The sequence below is a fragment of the Kitasatospora sp. NPDC058184 genome (assembly GCF_042883725.1).
In the GTDB taxonomy this organism is placed as follows: domain Bacteria; phylum Actinomycetota; class Actinomycetes; order Streptomycetales; family Streptomycetaceae; genus Kitasatospora.
Genome location: NZ_JBHVVE010000020.1, coordinates 28,774 through 48,091 on the forward strand (window position 1 = coordinate 28,774; position 19,318 = coordinate 48,091).

At 73.7% G+C, this 19,318-nt stretch carries 13 protein-coding genes; 6 read left to right on the forward strand and 7 right to left on the reverse strand.

Annotated features, from left to right (window positions below; genetic code table 11):
• Positions 1-55: 55 nt before the first annotated feature.
• Together ACFVXH_RS30660 and ACFVXH_RS30665 are read left to right on the forward strand one after the other, a co-directional pair.
• Entirely contained in the window at positions 56-1,459 is a 1,404-nt protein-coding gene (locus tag ACFVXH_RS30660) for a cytochrome P450 (protein WP_387829058.1), read from the forward strand.
• Positions 1,460-1,640: 181 nt separating this feature from the next.
• Positions 1,641-2,768 (forward strand): NADH:flavin oxidoreductase, encoded by a 1,128-nt coding sequence (locus tag ACFVXH_RS30665; RefSeq protein WP_387829060.1) that lies wholly within the window; start codon positions 1,641-1,643, stop codon positions 2,766-2,768.
• A gap of 117 nt (positions 2,769-2,885) precedes the next feature.
• Here the strand turns inward: ACFVXH_RS30665 and ACFVXH_RS30670 are convergent, their stop codons facing one another.
• Entirely contained in the window at positions 2,886-4,328 is a 1,443-nt protein-coding gene (locus ACFVXH_RS30670; protein WP_387829062.1) for a carboxylesterase/lipase family protein, read from the reverse strand.
• A gap of 86 nt (positions 4,329-4,414) precedes the next feature.
• Positions 4,415-5,368 (reverse strand): MBL fold metallo-hydrolase, encoded by a 954-nt coding sequence (locus ACFVXH_RS30675; RefSeq protein WP_387829064.1) that lies wholly within the window; start codon positions 5,366-5,368, stop codon positions 4,415-4,417.
• A 186-nt stretch (positions 5,369-5,554) separates the two neighbouring features.
• Between ACFVXH_RS30675 and ACFVXH_RS30680 the strand changes: the two genes are divergently transcribed.
• Complete coding sequence (locus ACFVXH_RS30680; RefSeq protein ID WP_387829066.1) at positions 5,555-6,499, forward strand: helix-turn-helix domain-containing protein; 945 nt, start codon at positions 5,555-5,557, stop codon at positions 6,497-6,499.
• 15 nt (positions 6,500-6,514) lie between these two features.
• Here the strand turns inward: ACFVXH_RS30680 and ACFVXH_RS30685 are convergent, their stop codons facing one another.
• Complete coding sequence (locus ACFVXH_RS30685; protein ID WP_049649849.1) at positions 6,515-6,718, reverse strand: cold-shock protein; 204 nt, start codon at positions 6,716-6,718, stop codon at positions 6,515-6,517.
• A 517-nt stretch (positions 6,719-7,235) separates the two neighbouring features.
• On the opposite strand from ACFVXH_RS30685, the gene ACFVXH_RS30690 reads away from it, so the two are divergent.
• The 3 genes from ACFVXH_RS30690 (at position 7,236) to ACFVXH_RS30700 (ending at position 10,186) form a co-directional block, all read left to right on the forward strand.
• A complete protein-coding gene (locus ACFVXH_RS30690) occupies positions 7,236-7,367 on the forward strand; it encodes a hypothetical protein (protein WP_375875341.1) in 132 nt (43 codons plus the stop codon).
• A 396-nt stretch (positions 7,368-7,763) separates the two neighbouring features.
• Positions 7,764-8,801 carry a YncE family protein gene (locus ACFVXH_RS30695; protein WP_387829068.1) on the forward strand — a complete coding sequence of 346 codons (1,038 nt, stop codon included), beginning with the start codon at positions 7,764-7,766 and terminating at the stop codon, positions 8,799-8,801.
• 194 nt (positions 8,802-8,995) lie between these two features.
• Positions 8,996-10,186 (forward strand): CapA family protein, encoded by a 1,191-nt coding sequence (locus ACFVXH_RS30700; RefSeq protein WP_387829070.1) that lies wholly within the window; start codon positions 8,996-8,998, stop codon positions 10,184-10,186.
• Positions 10,187-10,327: 141 nt separating this feature from the next.
• Here ACFVXH_RS30700 and ACFVXH_RS30705 read toward each other — a convergent pair whose 3' ends face one another.
• From ACFVXH_RS30705 to ACFVXH_RS30720, 4 genes are all read right to left on the reverse strand, one after another.
• A complete protein-coding gene (locus ACFVXH_RS30705; protein ID WP_387829072.1) occupies positions 10,328-12,145 on the reverse strand; it encodes an alkaline phosphatase family protein in 1,818 nt (605 codons plus the stop codon).
• Positions 12,146-12,778: 633 nt separating this feature from the next.
• On the reverse strand, positions 12,779-14,005 hold the full coding sequence (locus ACFVXH_RS30710) for a TIGR02679 family protein (protein ID WP_387829074.1): 1,227 nt from the start codon (positions 14,003-14,005) through the stop codon (positions 12,779-12,781).
• Entirely contained in the window at positions 14,002-18,087 is a 4,086-nt protein-coding gene (locus tag ACFVXH_RS30715) for a TIGR02680 family protein (protein WP_387829076.1), read from the reverse strand. Before ACFVXH_RS30715 ends, ACFVXH_RS30710 begins: the two co-directional genes overlap by 4 nt.
• Positions 18,088-18,103: 16 nt before the next feature.
• Positions 18,104-19,318: a TIGR02678 family protein gene (locus ACFVXH_RS30720; protein ID WP_387829078.1), complete on the reverse strand. Its 1,215-nt coding sequence runs from the start codon at positions 19,316-19,318 to the stop codon at positions 18,104-18,106.

The following is a 19,318-nucleotide window of genomic DNA, read 5'->3' on the forward strand; positions in this document are numbered from 1 at the left end:
CAGGAGGTGCACCGGGCCGCAGACTGTGTCCCGACCCCGCACCGGAGGAACGACGATGCCCACCGCCAGCCGTCCGCCGGCCCCTCCCGTCGCTCCCGGGCGGCTCCCGCTGATCGGCCACGCCCTGGAACTGTGGCGGCGTCCGCTGGAGTTCCTCGGCAGCCTCACCGCCTACGACCGGATCGTGGCCGCCCACCTCGGCCCGAAGCCGAGCTACGTGCTGACCAGCCCGGAGCTGGTCCACCGCGTGCTGGTCACCGACGCGGCGAGCTTCGCCAAGGGCCGCTCCTTCGACAAGCTCCGCCCCTACCTCGGGAACGGACTGGCCACCTCCCAGGGCCCCCTCCACCTCCGACAACGGCGCCTGATGCAACCGGCGTTCCACCACCGCCAGATCGCGCACTACGTCGACACCATGGCGCGGCTCGCCGCCGAGCGCGCCGACTCCTGGCGGCCCGGCCAGGTCGTCGACGTCACCCGGCAGATGCTGGAGCTGTCCCTCTCCGTCGTCACCTCGACACTCTTCTCCACCTCACTCGACGCGTCCGCCGCCGCCGAGATCCGCCACGCCCTGCCCGTCGTCCTGCGCGGCATGTACACCCGTGTACTGGACCCCACGGACCTGTGGCACCGGCTCCCCACCCCGGGCAACCGCCGCCTCGCCGACGCCCACGCCCGGCTGCGCCGCGCCATCGACCACCTCATCCACACCGGACGCGCCGGGTCGGCCGGACCCACCGGAGGCACCGACGGCACGGGCGAGCGGCCGGACCTGCTGTCGACGCTCCTCCAGGCCCGGGACGCCGACAGCGGCGAGGCCATGACCGACCGCCAGCTCCACGACGAACTCATCACCCTGCTGGTCGCCGGCACGGAGACCGCCGCGGGCGGGCTCGCCTGGCTCTTCCACGAGCTGGGCCGGCACCCGCACGTCGACCAGCGGCTCCACCGGGAGCTGCACGACCACGCCGCCCTGCCCCTCGGCCCCGAGCGGCTGGCCCGGCTGGAGTACACGCGTCGCGTCGTCGACGAGGCGCTGCGCGTCCGCAACCCCGGCGGCATCACGATCCGCCGCGCGACCACCGACGTCGAACTCGGCGGCTACCGCTTCCCCCGAGGCACCGAGTTCATCTTCAGCGCCCTGGTCCTCCACCGGAACCCTCGCTACTTCCCCCACCCCCTGCGGTTCGACCCCGACCGCTGGCTGCCCGACCGGCCCCCCGTCCCGCGCGGCGCGTTCCTCCCCTTCGGCGCCGGCAGCCACCTGTGCATCGGCGAGTCCTTCGCCCGCACCGAGATGACGACCGTGGTCGCGGCCGTCGCGGGCCGCTGGCGGCTGGCCCCCGTCCCGGGAGCGCGGGTACGGGGCGTCATGACCAGCACCAACCATCCCGAGAACCTCCTGATGACGGTGGAACCGCGCACGGACCCGCCCGGGAACCACCCGGCCGGGCCCTGACCGGTGCCGGGAGCCGTCGAGAGGCCCCGTCCCGGGGCCCGCGACGGACCGTGGCGCGGATCACAGCGGACTTCGCGCGGACGGTGAAATGCGGGAGCCGCCAAGGCGGTTGGCACCGGCGAACGATCACCGTCACCGCCCTGGCGCCCGTTACCGCCACCGCCGACCGCGAGGAATCCTCATGACCGTCACCGAGCCCGCCGCCTCCCGCGCGGCCGACCTCCTGTCCCGGCCCGTCACGCTCAACGGGCTGACCGTGCCCAACCGCATCGTGATGGCACCGATGACGCGCTCGTTCTCCCCGGGCGGCGTGCCCGGCGAGGACGTGCGCTCGTACTACGCCCGCCGCGCCGCCGCGGGCGTCGGCCTGATCGTCACCGAGGGGACGTACGTCGGCCACGAGTCCGCCGGCCAGAGCGCCGACATCCCGCGCTTCCACGGCGAGGAGCAGCTGGCCGGGTGGGCCCGCGTCGCCGAGGACGTCCACGCGGCGGGCGGCACCATCGTGCCGCAGCTCTGGCACATCGGCATGGCGCGCAAGCAGGGCGACCCGCCGTTCGCCGACGCCCCCGCCGTCGGCCCGTCCGGCATACGGCTGGACGGCACCGAGGGAACGGGGCGGGCGATGACGCGGGCCGACCTCGACGCCGTCATCGGGGCGTTCGCCGAGGCCGCCGCGGCCGCCGAGCGGATCGGCTTCGACGGCGTCGAGCTGCACGGCGCCCACGGCTACCTGCTCGACCAGTTCCTGTGGGCCGGCACCAACCGCCGCACCGACGCCTACGGCGGCGACCCGGTCGCCCGGACGAGGTTCACCGCCGAGCTCGTCGCCGCCGTGCGCGAGGCCGTCTCCCCCGGGTTCCCGGTGATCTTCCGCTACTCGCAGTGGAAGCTGGAGAACTACGACGCCCGCCTCGCCGAGACCCCGCAGGAGCTGGAGGCGATCCTCACCCCGCTCGCCGAGGCCGGTGTCGACGCCTTCCACGCCTCGACCCGCCGCTACTGGGTCCCCGAGTTCGACGACTCGGACCTCAACCTGGCCGGCTGGACCAGGAAGCTCACCGGCCGCCCCGCCATCACCGTCGGCTCGGTCGGCCTCGACGGCGACTTCATGCGCGCCTTCGCGGGCCAGGGCTCCGGGGTCCAGGGCCTCGACAACCTGCTCGACCGGCTGGAGCGCGACGAGTTCGACCTGGTCGCCGTCGGCCGCGCCCTCCTCCAGGACCCGCACTGGGCCGCCAAGGTCCTCTCCGGCCGCTTCGCCGACCTGCTCCCGTACGACGCCGCCGCGAGCCGCACCCTGAGCTGACCGCCACGGGCCGCCCGGGCCCGGCCCGTACCGCCGCACTCGCGGTGGGGGCCGGGCCCGGGCGGCGGTCGGGCTGTCGCTGGTCGGACTGTCGGCGGTCGGGCCTCGGTGCCCCGCTCAGCCGCCAAGGGCCTCCGCCACGGGCTGCCGCGGGTCGTAGGCGGCCCAGCCCGGGTCCCCGGTCCCGGCGAAGGCGACCCAGGCGCCGTGCACCCGGGCGGCGAGTCCGGCCGGGGCGGGGTCGGGGCCGAGCAGGCCGGTGTCCCCGTGCAGCCAGGGTTCGTCGGCGAGGTCGAACACGAAGGGCAGCTCGACGGTGTGGGCAGCGCCGAGCCGCCCGTCCAGGGCCGTCGAGCGGTACCCGAACGAGTAGCGGTACGTGCGGCGGCCGCCCGAGATCCGGGCGTGGGCCTCCGCCATGCGCGTCGTCCCGGCCTCGAACAGGGCGTGCGCGAGCACGGCGGAGCGCAGTTCGCCCGGCGTGGCGCCCGGCCGCGCCGCCCGCAGGGCAGGGAGGACCGCCGCCGGATCCGCCAGCAGTCCGGCGGCGACGGCGTGGAGGCCGGCCTCCGTGGTGGACTCCAGCTCCCCCTCCGGCACGAGGTAGAGGTTCGCCTCCTCGGTGTTGGTGCCGATGAGCAGGTCGACGTCGCGGGCCGGGCCGTCCGCGAGGGCGTCCGCGGGCTGGACCGGCAGGACGAGGCCGAGCGGGCTGAGCCCGGCCAGCGGGTCGGTGGCGGTGTCCGTCCGCAGGTCGAGGCCGAGCAGCGCGGGCAGGACCGCCAGCAACCGCTCGTCCGGGATCGGGGCGAACGCCTCGGCGGTCGCTTCGACGCCCAGCGCGGCGGCCGCGACGGCGGTGACCCGCCCCGCCTGCTCCGGGGTGAACGCGCCGGTTCCGCTGCCGCTCTGCACGATCGCCCGCCGGAACAGCCCGTCGGCCTCCGGCGCCGCCAGCAGCGCGCAGACCAGCGTCGCGCCCGCGGACTCCCCGAAGACGGTGACGTTCCCCGGGTTGCCGCCGAACGCCGCGATCGTGTCCCGCACCCAGCCGAGTGCGGCGAGCACGTCGAGCAGCCCCCGGTTGGCCGGGGCGCCCGGCAGGTCGAGGAACCCGGGGATGCCGAGGCGGTAGTTCACCGTCACCAGGACGACGCCGTCGCGGGCGAACGCGCCGCCGTCGTAGAGGGCGGCGCGGTTCGAGCCGGTGATGAACCCGCCGCCGTGCACGAACACCATGACCGGGCGCCTGCCGCCGTCGGCCGCGGGCGTGCGGACGTCGACGGTCAGGTACTCCGCACCGGGCGCCCAGCCGGGCCCGAAGTAGGGGCTCACGTCGAGCCGGTCGAAGGCGCGGACCGGCTGCGGGGCCGTCGGCGAGGGCCGCGTGCCGTCGCGGACGCCGGACCAGCCCGGGTGCGGTACGGGCGGGGCGAAGCGGCCGGCGCCGGTCGGTGCCGCCGCGTACGGCAGGGCGCGGTAGCGCTCGCCGGACCCGTCCCGGACGCCGCGCACGGCTCCTGCCGGGGTTTCGACGACCGGATCTGCCTGTCGGGGCATGGGAAACGATTCCTTTCTGACGGTTCTGGAGCTCTCTGGCGGTGCTGGGGCCGGCGCATCGGCGGATCAGGCGGATGACCGGATCATCAGGAGATGCGGGAGAAGCCCGCCCACTCCCTGATCGCGAACGTCGACCCGTTGCGCGCGACCTCCACCGCGCCCCGGCCGCCGAAGTGCGCCGGGAAGAGCAGCGCACGGCGCTCGGCGGCCTGGCCGAGCAGCCGGTGCCGGGTGGCTCGGGACAGCGCCGGGTCCTCGCAGAAGCAGGAGTTGGTGTCCGGCTCGGCGATCTGGAACGGGCTGTGCACCAGGTCCCCGACGAACAGGGCCTGCTCGCCGCCGGACTCCAGGGTGAGCACGGACGAGCCGGGGGTGTGCCCGGGCGCGAGGTCGAGCCGCAGGTTCCGGTCGATCCGGTACGTGCCCTCCCACAGCCGCGTCAGTCCCGCCCGGTGGACCGGCGCGACGCTGTCCTCGAAGACGTTCTGGTTCCCGCGGCCGAGCACGCTGCGGTGCCCGTTGGCCGGGTCCCAGAACTCGAAGTCCCGCCGGGTCATCAGGTACCGGGCGTTGGGGAAGGTCGGCACCCAGGTCCGGCCGTCGCGGCGGGTGTTCCAGCCGACGTGGTCGACGTGCAGGTGGGTGTTGACGACGAGGTCGACGTCCTCGGGCCGCACCCCGGCGGCGGCGAGGTTGTCGAGGTAGTCCGTGTCCAGGTGGTTCCAGACCGGCGCGTGGGGCCGGTCCTTGTGGTTGCCCGCCCCGGTGTCGACCAGGATCGTGCGCCCCTCGCTGCGCAGCAGCCAGGACTGGACCGCGGTACGGCACTCGTCCGTCGCCGGGTCCCAGAAGTCGGGCGCCAGCCAGTCGCGGTGCCGCTCCCACGAGCCGTCGGGGCCGGCCGGGCCGTTCGGGCCGTTCGTGCTGCCGGGGCTGTCTGGGAAGAACCGGCCCGGAGACAGCCCGGCCGAGCCGTAGAACTCCTTGATCCGGGTGACGGTGACGTCACCGAGGATGATCTGCTCCGGGTTCCGCCGCATGGGCTCCCCTCCTCGGGTCCGGGGCACGCGGTCGACCGTCCGCCGACCGCTCCCGACCGTTTCCGGTCGGGACCGAGCCTGGCCCCTCCGAGCGGCACCGACCAGCCCCCGCTCGTCCTACCCCGGCCCGTCCTACCCCTCACAGGGTGTGGCTGGGACCGCTCCGGGCGCCGAATACTGGGGGGCATGAACGGACCCGGCCCGCTCGGCGCCTTCCTCAGAGCCCGACGGACGCGGCTGCACCCCGAGGACGTCGGCCTGCGCGAACTCGGGCCCCGCCGTCGGGTGGCCGGGCTCCGGCGCGAGGAGGTGGCCCAGCTGGCGGGCGTCAGCGTCTCGTACTACACCCGGCTGGAGCAGGGCCTGTCCCGCGGGGCGTCGGCCGAGGTGCTCGACGCGATCGCCCGCGCGCTCCTGCTCGGCGACCACGAGCGCGAGCACCTCGACCGGCTCGCCGTCGCCGCCCGCCACACCCCCCGGGTGCGCCGGCCGCGACCCGAGCGGCTGGCGGACGAGACCCGCGACCTGCTCCGCGCGGTCGACGGCGTCCCGGCCGTGGTGCTCGGCCGCCGTACGGACGTGCTGGCCTGGAACGCCCTCGGGCACGCCCTGCTGGCCGGCCACGTGGACGTCCACGGCCCGGACGACCCGGCGCGACGCCCGAACCTGAGCCGGATGCTGTTCCTGGACGCGCACGCCCGGGAGCTGTACGTGGACTGGCAGCACAAGGCGCGCACGGTGGTCGGCAGCCTGCGCGCCACCGTCGGCAGGCACCCCGAGGACCCGCTGCTGGCCGAGTTGATCGGCGAACTGACCATGAAGAGCCCGGAGTTCGTCGCGCTGTGGGGCGACCACCGGGTGGCGCCGTGCGACACCCGCTCCTACCGGCTGCACCACCCCGTCGTCGGCGCGCTCACCGTGACGCAGCAGATGCTGTCGATCGCCCGCTCACCCGATCAGGTGCTCGTCGTCTGCACCGCTCCCGCCGGTTCCCCCTCCGAGGCGGCCCTCGCCCTCCTCACCCGGGCCGGCGTCGGCGGCGGGGTTCCGCGGAGCAGCGGTCCGCCCCGGAACGGCAAAGGGCCCGCACCGTGCGTGACGCACGGTGCGGGCCCCTGTCTGCCGGGCTAAAGCGCGGCAGGGAAATTACAGCGGGCGGATGTTCTCGGCCTGCGGGCCCTTCTGGCCCTGCGTGACGTCGAACTCGACCTTCTGACCCTCGAGCAGCTCGCGGAAGCCCTGGGCGACGATGTTCGAGTAGTGGGCGAACACGTCAGCGCCGCCGCCCTCCTGCTCGATGAAGCCGAAGCCCTTTTCCGCGTTGAACCACTTCACGGTGCCAGTAGCCATGAGAAATCTCCTTCGAGAGACTGTGCGAAGTCTGCACCATGCAGACATTCGAGTCGCCGCGATGAGAACCCGCCGGAAAGAGCCGGTAAAACAAAAAATGCGCCCGCAACAATAAGCAGGCGCACACAAAGTTCATGGGAACCACAACTGCAACTAAGAAGAGCTTAGCAGACTCCGGCCCGCCGGCGCGGATTTTCACTCGTCTATTTTTTTCCCGCCCTCCCGGGCGCGACCGTCTCGCCCCGAAAGCGACAGCAACGATCGATTCCCACACCGGAGTTGGCGACACCGGACCCCGCGCCGCCCCGGTCATGATTTTTTCGCCACGCCCAGGGGGCGAGTCGCCCCGGGGACACCCGGCAACGGATTCACACCCTCCGGAACGGCCCGTTCCGTCGATTTTCGGAGCATACTGACCGGGATGAGGAAAACACCGGCAGTCCGACGCCCCCTGCCCACCAGCCCCTTCAAACCCCGGCCCGACGCACCGCCCAAGCTATTCGCGGTGGGCGACCGCGTGAGCCACGACAAGTATGGTCTCGGCCGCGTCCTCGCGGTGGAGGACGGAGCCTACGCGGCCGTCCTCGTCGACTTCGGCACCCGACAGGAGCGGATCGCCCCACCGTACGCCGCCTTGTTCACACTCTGACCGGCACACCCGCGGCCCTACCGTCACCGCTCCGGGGCGCATGCCGGAGCCCGATCGGCCGCTCACCTGGGTCCGGCCACCCGGCCGGACGCCAGGCGTTTCGTGATGCGTCGACGCGCCCGGCCCGCAGCCCGGTTCCGCACCACGCCCGGGCCACGCCCGGGCCACGCCCGCGCCCTGTCCGCACCCGCGCCCGCACCCGCACCCGCACCCGCACCCGTGAGGCGGCCACCCGGCGGCCCCGGCCACCCGCACGGCCCCGCGGACGGCTTCGGATTTTGGACTAGACCAATACCGATCCGGTCAACTCCTCCACGCCCCGTCCACGCGCCCTCCCCTCCCCCGTAGCGTGTCCACGCCTCGCACAGCGCGAGGACACCGTCCGGGGAGATCTCCATGAACTCGCTTACGGGTACGGCTCGTTGGACCACCGCCCTCGCGGCATCAGTCACGCTCCTGTGCGCCGTGCCGGCCGGCGCCACGGCCGGCACCGCCGACACCGCCGTCGGCTGGCGGGCGCTCGGCATCGCCGTCAGCTCCGACGGCAACCGCGCCTACGTCGTCGCCGAGGACCACGTCGGCACCGGCTACCCCACCCTCCTGCGCACCGTCGACACCCGCACCCGCACGGTCGTGGCGCAGACCCTGCTCAGCCAGGACGGCACCGCCGGCCGGCCCGCCCTCAGCCCCGACGGCAACCGGATCTACGTCCTCGCCGCCGAGCAGCTGCTGGTCGTCGACCTCGCCACGAACACCGTGCTGTCCCGCACGCCCGTCGACCGCCCGCGCGCACTCGCCGTCAGCGCCGACGGCTCCCGGGTGTTCGTGACCCAGCAGGGCACCGCCGGCCCCGGCCGGGTGCTGGTCTTCGACACCTTCACCCGTTCCTTCACCGGCGCCGTCCCGCTGGGCGACCCCGACGTCGACGGGATCGCCCTCCACAACGGCGGCGCCGACGCCTACGTCGCCACCGGCGCGGGCGTCGTCCACCTCGACCTGACCTCTCCCGTCCCGACCGTCACCCGCACCGTCCAACCGCTCGCCGCCGCGACCGAGGTCACCGCCTCCCCGGAGGGCACCCGCCTCTACGCCCTCGGCAGCCGGGCCGCCCAGGGCTCCGGCTACGAGCTCGACCCCTTCACCGACACGTCCCGCACCGCCTTCACCCTCGGCGGCCCGGCCACCTCCGCCGACACCCACCTGGTGGCGGTCTCCCCGGACGGCGGCCGCCTGTTCGTCCTCAAGGACGGCTGGAAGCCCTCCGCCACCGTGCTGGCCTACGACACCGCCACCAACACCGCCCTCCCGGCCGCCGACCTCACCGGCTTCGGCCTGGACGGCGTCGGCACCGCCGCCCTCGGCCCCGACGGCCACACCCTCTACCTGGCCGGTCCGCGCGGCGAGACCAGCTACCTGAAGGCCGTCACCTTCTGACCCGCCCGCCGGGCGGGTGCGCGGCCCCGCGCCACTCCGCGCACCCGCCCGTCCGCGCCCCTCCGCGCCCGTCCGCGCCCGCCGACGGGTCGGTGGCCCCGTCGGGTGATCCCAGGGCGCGGGTTCCACGGCGGCCCGTCCACGACTCGCATAGTCGGACTCGTCATACCCGCCGATCGTGGGACGAGCCGACCATGCGATTTGCCTGCCGAGAGATCCTCACAGCCGCCACCGCCCTGCTGCTCTCCCTCACCGGCTGCGGGTCGCCGCAGGAACGGCAGCCCGCACCGTCGACACCCCGCGATCCGAGCTCCCCGGCCGCGCCCACCCAGGCAGGGCCGCGGGCGTTCACCCTCGTCGCAACCGGGGACGTCCTGCCGCACACGGAGATCATCCAGCAGGCCAAGGAGGACGCCGGGGGCAGCGGTTACGACTTCACCCGGATGCTCGCCGGGGTCAAACCCGTCATCAACGCCGCCGACCTGGCCATCTGCCACATGGAGACGGTCTACGGCGCCGACGGCGGGCCGTTCACCGGCTACCCGTCGTTCATCTCGCCACCCCAGGTCGCCCAGGCGCTCAAGGACACCGGCTACACCTCCTGCGACACCGCCTCCAACCACACGCTCGACGGCGGGCCGGACGGCATCCGGCGCACGCTCGACGCCATGGACGCCGTCGGTCTGAAGCACACGGGCTCCGCGCGCAGCGCCGACGAGGCGGGCAGCCCCACGACGCTCACCGCCGGTGGCGCCACGGTGGCCCAGCTCGCCTACACCTACGGCACCAACGACATCCCCCTGCCGAAGGACCGGCCCTGGGCGGTCAACCTCATCGACCGGAACCGGATCCTCACCGACGCCCGGGCCGCCCGCGAGCGCGGCGCGGACATCGTGGTGGTGAGCCTCCACTGGGGCACCGAGTGGCAGGACACCCCGGACGAGCAGCAGCTCGCGCTCGCCCGCGACCTGGCCGCCGAGCAGAGCCCCGGCCGGCCCGACATCGACCTGGTCCTCGGCACCCACGCCCACATCCCGCAGGCCTACGAGAAGATCAACGACACCTGGACGGTCTACGGCATGGGCGACCAGCTCGCCGGCCACATGTTCAACCCCACCGGCGCGGAGGACCCCCGGGGGAACTGGAGCTCGATCGCCCGCTTCACCTTCTCCCCGCCGCCCGGGCCCGGGCAACGATGGACCGTCACCAAGGCCGAGTTCCTCCCGCAGCTGACCGACCTCGGCCCGCCCTACCGGGTCCTCGACCTGACCGAGGCCCTCCGCCGCACCCCCGACCGCGCCGACTACACCCGGGCCCTCGACCACATCCGGTCGGTCGTCCTGAGCCGCGACGGCGCCTCGGCCGGGCTCACCATGGCCCCCTGAGCGGACCGGCGCCGGAACCTCCGCGAAGCCCCGGGGCGCGGCTGCTCGCGAGCAGCCGCCCGGTGGGCGGCGACCAGGTCGCGGTACCAGGCGTCCTGCGACGCTCCCATCCCCGTGAGCCACCAGCTGGGGGACCGCCCGCTAACGGCCGTCCGGTCGGGGCGACGGTGCGGCGATGTCCGTACGGAGGCCGGCAGCGTCGAGCCGCGCGAGGACCTGGGTCAGGTAGCCGTGGGCGTCCCTGACCGTGTGGACCGAGCGGAGCTGTCGGACGATGCGCTCGCGTTCGGCGGGGTGGAGCCGGGCGTCGTGGAGCGCCGCGACCTGGAGGAAGCCCTGCAGGGTGGAGCTGATCGGCCGGTCGGCGGTGGTCCGCACTCCGACCGGCCCCTCGCCCGGCCCGACCGGTGCCCCGGCGTCGCCGTCGTCGTCGCAGGTGAACCCGGAGTCGGCCGGAGCGGGCAGGGTCAGCGGAGCGTCACCGCGCGGCTCGGCCGCGGACAGCAGGTGGAGGAAGTCATTGGCTCCGGCGTCACGCAGGGTGAGGCTCGGCAGGTGGTAGAGGCGTTCGACCGATGCCAGCAGCGATCCGTGGTCGTAGACGGTGTGGTCGATCAGGTTGCAGTTCCGGCCGTCCGGTCCGCTCGGCCGGACGGCCGGGACCCACGGCGAGACGATGACGGCGGGGACGCGGACGCCGAGTCGGTCGAACCGGAAGCCGTGGCTGTTGTGCGCCGGGTCGGTCACGTCACCGGGCGGGACGGCGGCCGGCGGCTCGACATGGTCGTAGAAGCCGCCGTGCTCGTCGTAGGTGATCACCAGCAGGCTCGACTCCCAGTGCGGCGACTGCCTGATCGACTCGTAGACGTACTTGATCAGGGCCTCGCCCCGGGTGACGTCGTCGATCGGGTGCTGGCTGTTGCCGCACTGGAAGTTGCCGCCGTGGCTGAGGACGTGACCGTAGCTGGGTTCGATGAAGACGTACGAGGCGGCGAAGTCCTGATGCCGCAGATCCCCGGCGAGCTCGTCCAGGCCGTGGAAGCGCTCCAGCATGGTGGGCAGGTCCATGCCCGCCAGCGCGCTGACCTGCGGGAGGGCGTCACCCTGGTAGACCTGCCAGTCGCACCCCTTGCTGTCGAGCGCGTCGTAGATCGTGCCGTTCTCGAACTGGTAGCCGTCGACCTGCGAGGCGGCCAGTTCCAGCGGGTCCGGACTGCGGTCCAGCCCGCCCGAGGTCGCCGCGTGCAGGAAGAACCGGTTCGGCCAGGTCGGCCCCGGCAGGGCGCAGAACCAGTTGTCGCACACCGCGAACTCACGGGCGAGCGCGCTGATCACCGGCACCTGGTCCGGGGTGAAGCACGCCATCACCGCCCCGAGGTCCGCCAGGGCCGAGGCGTCGCCCTTGGCCACGGCCTGGTTGGCGTAGTTGTCCACGAACCCCTGCATGGTGAGCGCGGGGTAGCTGCCGCCGTAGTGGCACGTGTCGTCCCTCGGTGTGCCGGTGATCGGCACCGAGGCCAGCTGGAGCTGGACGTCGCAGAACTCGTGCGGCGGGTCGACCGGCATGACGAAGGGCGCGCCGGCGCGCACCGCGAAGACCTGACCGTCGTGCGTGTTCGTCAGGCTCGCCGAGGGCCCGTTGACGGTGGTCGGCGCGCCGCTCACCGCATCCACCCCGACCCCCGGCCGGAAGCCGGACCCGGCGTCGACCGTGCCGGTGGAGACGCCGAGCATGTGGTCGAACGAACGGTTCTCCAGTACCAGCACGAAGACGTGCCTGATCCGCCCCTCCGGCCGGGTGGCCGGACCGAAGACGCGGCAGGGGATCCAGAGGACCAGCCACACGACGTACGCCACCGCCGTGAGGACCCAGTAGAGGACCCAGGCGAACGCGCGGCAGACCCGGTTCGCCAGCCGGTACCAGGCCTGGCCGAGCAGGTCGGCCACCCGGTAGAACACATCGCGGAACCACGAGGACGGCGCCTGGTCACCGCACCGGCCGGCACCCCGATCCGCCCACTGCGCACACCTGTCGGCCCCCTCGTCCGCCCACCGGGAACAGGCCCGGACCAGCCTCGCGCGCCACTCGTCCCGGGTGCGGGTGATCGAGTACCGGACCTCACCGCACGGCGACATCCGCCGCCTCCTGCTCCACGGGCGACCGCAGCACCCGGCGGGTCACCGCCCGAAGCCCGGCATCGGCGAGCCTGCCGACCCGCTCCGGCCCGGGGCGTCTCCGGTGTTTCCGGTGTTTCCGGTGTGTCCGAGCGCGCTGCGCCCTCTACTGGCCTGTCCTTCCAGGCAAACACCGTTCGATGGCCCGCTCAACTCGACGGCAGCAGGCGCCCGGCCGCGGGGAAGACGGCGCGGACGACGGCGCCGACACCACCGCCGGGGGCGCTGCCGGCGGCATCGATTCGCAGGCGCAGGCCGGAGAGGGCGGGGCCAGCTCACGCGGCCCGCTCCGGGTCCGCACCCGAACCACGGCGGCCGACAGCCCGAGCGCCTGCATCACGGTCCGGCAGAGCAGCGGCGGTGCGTCCGCCGGGTTGACGGCATTGAACCCCTCGGCCCGTCGGACAGGCTGTCATTCTATCCGTGTCGGTGGTCTGCCAAATCGTCGAGGAGAAGGTCGGCGACCACCTCTTCGACCACTGCGGTGCGCAGTTCGGCCATGGAATCGACGAGCCTCCGGTCCCACGGTGCGGGCGTCAGACGCCCCGGGTCGGGGCCCGAGGGAACCCGTGGCGCGGCGGCCCGGTAGTCGTCGGCTGCCATCCGCCAGGGGGCTGCGCCGGTCTTGGCCATGACGTGCGCCGCGATGCGGATGCCCTCGCCGTCGAAGTCGCCGTGGTAGCGCAGGGACGCGCCGTCGTCGGCGAGTCGGCGCAGCAGGTGGATCACGGCGGTGTTGGGCCAGCCGGAGGTGCAGACCAGCGGCGGGCAGTGGGGGCCGAAGCGGCGCAGGCTCAGGGCGAGCACGCTGGGGTTCTCGGTGATGTGCACGGGTCCGGTGGGACCGGTGAATTCGCCGGGTGAGCGCACTTGGGCGAGGGTGAGGCTGACGGGGTGGCCCGCTCCGGCGCAGATCCGGGAGATCTCGGCCACCGGGCCCTCTCCCCCGGGGCGGAGACCGACGGCGAGCACGGTGGCCGACAGCTCGTCGTCGGCCACGCCGGCTCGACTCCACAGTGCGCGCCGCCCTTCGGCCGTTTCGGGCATGTCAGTGCCGTACAGCACCGCCAGTGCCCGCAGGACCAGGGAGGAGAGCCGGGTCCCGTCGTCCAGGGCGTGGGAGTCGCCGTCGAGGAGGCGCGCGGCGAGGACCGGTAGTGGCTCACCACCGGCCGGGAGCGCGGCGAGGACGGTCAGCGTCGCGGCGATGAGGCCCCGGGTCCGCTCGGGTGAGCCGTCGACGAGGCCGCCGGCCCGCAGGTGGCCGACCCAGTCCAGCAGGGCCGGCTGGGCGGTGACCACCTCGTGGTCGGCCAACCACGCCCACAGGGCATCGCGTTGGCCGGTCTTCCGTTCGCGCTCGGCGGCCCGGTCGTGGATCGGGCCGAGGATCGCGGCCACCACGTCCCGGACGGGTCGGCCGCAGGCGTCCAGCACGGCACTGTCGAGCCCGGCGAGGGGGATCGTCGGTTCGGCGCCGGGGAGCCGGTCGAGTCCGAGGAGGTCGGCCAGTGCCTCCCGGCCCGCCTCGTCGAGTGGTCCGGACCGTACCCGGCTGACGGGGCGACCGGTCGAGAGACGGCCGTGAACGGCCGACCACAGGGGTCGGAGCTCGGGGAGGTCGAGGGGGTGGCGGTCCGTCATGCCGGTTCTTCCGCGTCGGCTTCGTCGGGCAGCAGGTCGGTGCCCGTCCAGGTGAAACGGGCACTGGTGACGGCGTCGTCGCCGTCACCTCCGGTGATCAACTGGTGGACGGCGATGCCGGAGAGCTCCCGGTAGGTGCACCATTCGTGGTCCGAGGTGAGCACCAGGTCGAGGTCGAGTGCCGCGAGGAGGCCGAAAACCTGCCCGCGGTTGACGGTGTCGACGCCGACGAAGACCTCGTCGAGCAGGATCAGCCGCGGAGACTCCGGCACCGCCTCGTAATGGGCGGCCACGGCGGCGAACAGCGGCAGGTGGAGGGCGATGGCCTTCTCGCCGCCCGAGAGCGCGCCGTGGAGCTTCTTGGTGAGCAGCTGCCACCCGGAGCCGTTGGCGCGGTCCAGTTTGACGACGAACTGGTGCCAGGCCGTGTAGTCGAGGACCTCGGCGAGCTGCTCCTCCCAGGTCGCCGCCGTGTTGCGGGTCTTCGCTTCCTCGATCCGGCCCCGGAAGAAGGCGTGGAGGGCCTCGCGGTCGGCTTCGGTGATCCGCGCCGGGTCCTTGAGCAGCAGCTCACGGGCCGTCCGGGTACCGGCTGGCAGGTCGGGGTGGATCTGCCACACCAGTCGGACGGCCACCCGTGAGGCAGTGCGGATCCCTTCGAGGTGGCCGTTCATCCGCTCGACGAGTTCACCGGCCTGACGGATCCGGGAGGCGAGGTGGCGGCGCGTGTCGCCGGTGAGGGTCCGGTCGAAGAGGCCGCGTTCGGCTGCGGTGATGTCGTCCTGACCGCGGTCACGCTCACCGGTGAGGATGACGAGGAGGCCGGTCGCGCCGACCCGGATGCCGTCGACGGTGGCGGTGAGGACCTGGACGTCCTCCTCCGCTTCGAGCTCGAGGTCGGCGCGGCTGCTGAGGCTCTGGCGGGCTCGGTGGACGGCCTCGGAGAGACGGTTCAGGGAGTCACCGAGGTTCCTGGTGCCGTGCGGCAGGTCGGGCCACGCGGCAGCGGTCTCGCGCGCCGCTTCGAGGGTGGCGCGGGTGCCGTCCGCGGAGGTGAGGACGAGCCCGAGGCCCGCGTCCTCGGGGAATCCGAGGACGCACAGGCGCCGGAAGCCATGGGCGGCCTCGTTCCGGGCCTCGACGGCCCTGTCGTGCAGGGCCTCGTCCTGGGCCGCGGTGGCGCCGAGCGCGCCGATGCGGCCTTCGAGCGCGAGAAGTGCCTGGGTGCCGGATTCGAGGTCGCGGCGAACGCGGTCGAGGGACTTCCGGAAGTCACTGATGCGGGCGGCCACTTCGCGGTAGTCCTCACCGACGGTGCTCTCGACCGCCCGGAGCGTGGAGCGGAGCCCACGGGCGGCGGCCTCGGCGGTCTCGGCCTCCGCCAGGCCCTCGGTCGCGGCCCCCCTCGATGCCTCGGCATGGCCGCGCGCGGAGTGCCAGGCCTGGTGGTCGGCTGTCCAGGCGAGATGGGCGTCGAGCCAGACGTCGGCCTGTTCGCGCAGCGCTTCGACGGCCGCGGCGGTCTTGTCCAGGGCGGCGCGTTCGGTCGGCAGGGCATGCTCGGCGGAGGCGACGGCGAGTGTGCGCAGCGCGTCCGCGACCGCCTTCTCCTGCCGCGCGAGCTGTTCGACGGCCTCCCGCACGGCGTCCTCCCGAGCGCCCACCTCGGACTCGGCCCGGTCCCAGCCGCCCTTGGCCTCCTCCACCTCCCGGTGGTGCGGCCGGGAGCGGAGGTCGGCTTCGAGGCGCTTCCGGCGGTCGGTGAGGGCGTGCAGCCGCGTCTCGTAGCCGACGACGGCGGTGTCGGCCTCGGCCAGTTCGGTGGTGAGTTCCGCGATCCGCCGCTGCCTCGCGCGTTCCCGGGCCGCGGCGCCGATGTGGCTGGACTCCTCCTTGGCCCAGGAGCCGACCGCCATCGCCAGCCGCCAGCTTCCGTCGGCGCCCACGACGGCCGGGTGGTCCGTCGTCAGTGCGGGGCCGTAGGCGACACCGGCGAGCAGCCGCCGCACCCGGGCGGGCGGCACCGGGCCGTCGGGTTCCGGAGCCAGGACGTCGAGCAGCGAGGGGCCGGGTGCGGGCGCGGCCGCTGCCGGATCGGCCAGGACGTCGTGCCCGGCGACGACGAGACCGCCGTCGGGGGTCATCCAGGCGTCGAGCAGCCCGGCCGCTTCGAGGGCCGCTTCGACGCCGGCCTGATCGGCGGGCGGAACGTCCGGCCGGAAGGCCAGCAGACGCCACAGTGGCGCCCCCGGCAGGGCCGACCGGTCGGCCGTGCGAGTCCGTGGTGGAACCGGCGGGAGATCGGCCGCGGCCGCGATGCGTTCCAGTTCCCGGAGGACCCGGTCACGCCCGGCGCGGGCGTCGTCCCGGCCGGCGCGCGCGGTCGTCTCGTCGGCGGTGATGGAGCTCTCCGCCGCCCGGGCCGCGGCTTCGACCAGCACGAGGACATCAGTCTCGACGGCGGCACTGGACGCGAGTTCCTCGGCGTCGTCGATCGAGAGTTCCGCGCAGTCCTCCCTCGCCCAACGACGCAACAGGGCGGCGTGGGCGTCGACGGCGGCCTGGTAGGCGCGGGCGTTCCCCTCGCGCTTCGCGGTCGCCCCGGTCAGCCGTTCGCGCGCCGAATCGAGGTGCTGCTCCGCCGTCGTCCGGCCCGCGAGGGACCGCTCGTGGCGCTCGACGGCGGCTCGGACGTCGGCGATCTGGTGGTGCCGCGAGACGACCGCACCGCGCAGCAGACGGCGCGCCGTACGCCCCTGCTCCTCGTTCTCCCCCGACGGACCCGGTGCGGTGCCGAGCACCGTCTGCACCTCGGCGCAGACGGACTCCATGGCTGCTCGCCGCGCCGCGCCACGTGCCTCCTCGCGCGCGGCCCGGGTGTGTTCGGCCCGCTGTTCGGAACGCAGCCGCGCATCGTCGGCACGCCCCGCGTCCTCGTCGGCCGCCCGAACCTTCCGGTCGGCGGCGGTACGGGCCCGGGCGGCGGTCTGGTCGGCCTGCTCGCTCCTACGACGGAGCTGGTCGAGCTCCTGCCCCTGCCGGTAGACCTCGGAGTCGAGCAGCCCCTCGATGGCGCCCTCGATCTCCTGCCGCCCGTGTTCGAGTTCCTGTTGCGTCCGGTTGCTCTCGTCGCGCTCACGCACGGCTCCCGCGTGCGCCTCCCCGCTCTCCCTCGCGAGGCGGGCGAGGCTGTCCATCTCGGTCGTCGCGGAGATGAGACCGGCTGCTCCGGCACGCAGGACGCGCTGGGCGTAGCCGCGTTGCTGGTTCGCGACGGCGGTGGCCGCGGCCACCTCGTCGTCCAGTGTCTTCAGGTGTTCGCGCTGGCGGTCGAGGCGCTCGAAACCCTCGGCCAGTTCGGTGATCTCGCCCTGGCCGAGCGGGGGCAGCGCCCGCGAGAGCAGCGAGGACAGCAGCGACGGATCCAGGCGCTCCGAGAGCTTGGGGGTGCGGAGCTGGAGCAGCGCGGTGATCAGGGCGTCGAAGCGCTGCTCGCTCAGCCCGGGGAAGAGCGTGCTGCGGACCGTGTTGCGGTAGTCGGAGGGTGACCCGTGCAACTCGCCCCGGCCGTGCAGCGCTTCGGCCAGGGCGGCGCGGGTGAGCGGCTGGCCCGCGTCGTTGACCAGGGAGAGACCGCCTGGGCGGTCGATCCGCGCGCCGGTGGTGAAGTAGTCGACGGTGACACCGGGGGTGTGCACGCTGGCCTGGAGCCTGGCGCCGCAGGTGAACCACCCGGGATCGCCGTCACCGCGGACGAACTCCAGCCACACGTACCCGACGCGGGTCTTGCCCGTGGTGCCCTCCCCCATCAGGTTCCAGTGCATGGTGCGCTCGGAGCCGCCGAAGGTGGACAGCCGGTTGGGTCGCAGGCTCGCGTCGAACAGGAACGGCAGGAGCACCTCCAGCGCCTTCGACTTGCCGGTGCCGTTCTGCCCCCGCAGGAGCAGCCGGCCCTTGTGGAAGGTGAAGGTCTCGTCGTAGTAGCGCCAGACGTTGAGGATGCCCGCCCTGGCGGGCCGCCATCGCACGGCTGCGGCCGCCGTCGGGGGCACGGGGCTCTGCGGTGGCTGTGTCACGGTCATCGGAGGTCTTCCCTGGTCAGGTTGCGGGACCGTCGGTCACGGTGGTGCGGTACCGGAACGCCGCGGGCCGGGGAACGGTGCGGTCGCCGATCCGGCGGGCCAGGCCGAAGTCGTCGAGGACACGAAGGGCGTCGGCGGTGAGCCGCTGGGCGCCGTCCTCGGACTGGTAACCCTTCGCCCACCGCGGGAAGCGCCGCAGCAGCGTGTTCGCCTCGGCCTCGAGCTGTTCCGGTGCCAGCCCGTCCGGGGCGGCCGTCAGCGGTTCCAGCAGGAGCAGGGCGGCGACGCGGGCCGTCGCGGAGTCGTCCGGGAAGCGGCTGTCGGTAGCGATGGCCTCCGGGTCCACGAGCAGCAGGCCGTCGGCCCGTTCCTCCAGCACGAAGCCGCCCTGCTCGGCGGCGCGCTTGACGATCTGGCGCCCCGTCGGCGAGGCCAGGTAGGCCAGTTCGTCGGCGCCGAGTTCGTCGTGGTGCAGGACTGGATCGTCGAGGAGCCGCCGGAGCACCGAGGGCCGGAGCCGGAGGTTGCGCTGCGCGTCGGAGGCGTCGGCCCCGCCGTACCGGCTCTCGCGCACCGTGCCCCGCAGGAGTTCCTCGAAGCGCAGCGGCACGTCCTGCGCCGGAACGGCCAGCCGGGACGGGCCGACGGGCGCGGCGAGCAGGCGCATCAGGACGGTGGCGTCCACGCGGTAGAGGACCTTGGCCTTCGCCGAGTCGACGAAGCTCTCCGTGACGCCGTCCACGGTGAGGAGCGCGCCGTAGGCCTCCAACAGCTTGAGCACGTCCACGAACGCCATGCGCTCGGACCTGCTCGCCGTGTCGAAGGGCGGCAGTGCCTCGTCGGTGGCACAGGCGTGGACGACCCGGTCGGCGAGCAGGCCGACCGTCGTGACCGGGACCGGAAGCAGCTCGGCCGCGACGACGCACAGCAGCGTGTAACGGCGGCGGTCGAACGGGGCCTTGCCGGACCGCAGCCGACGGGCGGGGCGCGAGGCGTCGGGCACGGTCCGGATCTTGAGCAGACGCGCATACCCCAGGCGCGGCTCCACCACCAGCTGCCAGCCGCAGTTGTAGTCGAACCACTTCGTCAGCGGATCCTGACGGCGGCGGATCAGCTCGAAGGCGGGCGGGTCACCGCGCTCGGTGATCAGCGGCAGGCCGAGGAGCAGTCTGATGCCTCGGGCTATGTCCTGCCGCTCGGCCAGGACCAGCTGGTTGGCGAGGGTGCTCAT

Excerpts from the sequence above, each read along its gene's own strand:
- ACFVXH_RS30660 (WP_387829058.1), top strand. The coding sequence starts at position 56 with ATGCCCACCGCCAGCCGTCCGCCGGCCCCTCCCGTCGCTCCCGGGCGG.
- ACFVXH_RS30665 (WP_387829060.1), top strand. The coding sequence starts at position 1,641 with ATGACCGTCACCGAGCCCGCCGCCTCCCGCGCGGCCGACCTCCTGTCC.
- ACFVXH_RS30670 (WP_387829062.1), bottom strand. The coding sequence starts at position 4,328 with ATGCCCCGACAGGCAGATCCGGTCGTCGAAACCCCGGCAGGAGCCGTG.
- ACFVXH_RS30675 (WP_387829064.1), bottom strand. The coding sequence starts at position 5,368 with ATGCGGCGGAACCCGGAGCAGATCATCCTCGGTGACGTCACCGTCACC.
- ACFVXH_RS30680 (WP_387829066.1), top strand. The coding sequence starts at position 5,555 with ATGAACGGACCCGGCCCGCTCGGCGCCTTCCTCAGAGCCCGACGGACG.
- ACFVXH_RS30685 (WP_049649849.1), bottom strand. The coding sequence starts at position 6,718 with ATGGCTACTGGCACCGTGAAGTGGTTCAACGCGGAAAAGGGCTTCGGC.
- ACFVXH_RS30695 (WP_387829068.1), top strand. The coding sequence starts at position 7,764 with ATGAACTCGCTTACGGGTACGGCTCGTTGGACCACCGCCCTCGCGGCA.
- ACFVXH_RS30700 (WP_387829070.1), top strand. The coding sequence starts at position 8,996 with ATGCGATTTGCCTGCCGAGAGATCCTCACAGCCGCCACCGCCCTGCTG.
- ACFVXH_RS30710 (WP_387829074.1), bottom strand. The coding sequence starts at position 14,005 with ATGACGGACCGCCACCCCCTCGACCTCCCCGAGCTCCGACCCCTGTGG.
- ACFVXH_RS30715 (WP_387829076.1), bottom strand. The coding sequence starts at position 18,087 with ATGACCGTGACACAGCCACCGCAGAGCCCCGTGCCCCCGACGGCGGCC.
- ACFVXH_RS30720 (WP_387829078.1), bottom strand. The coding sequence starts at position 19,318 with ATGAGCACCCTCGCCAACCAGCTGGTCCTGGCCGAGCGGCAGGACATA.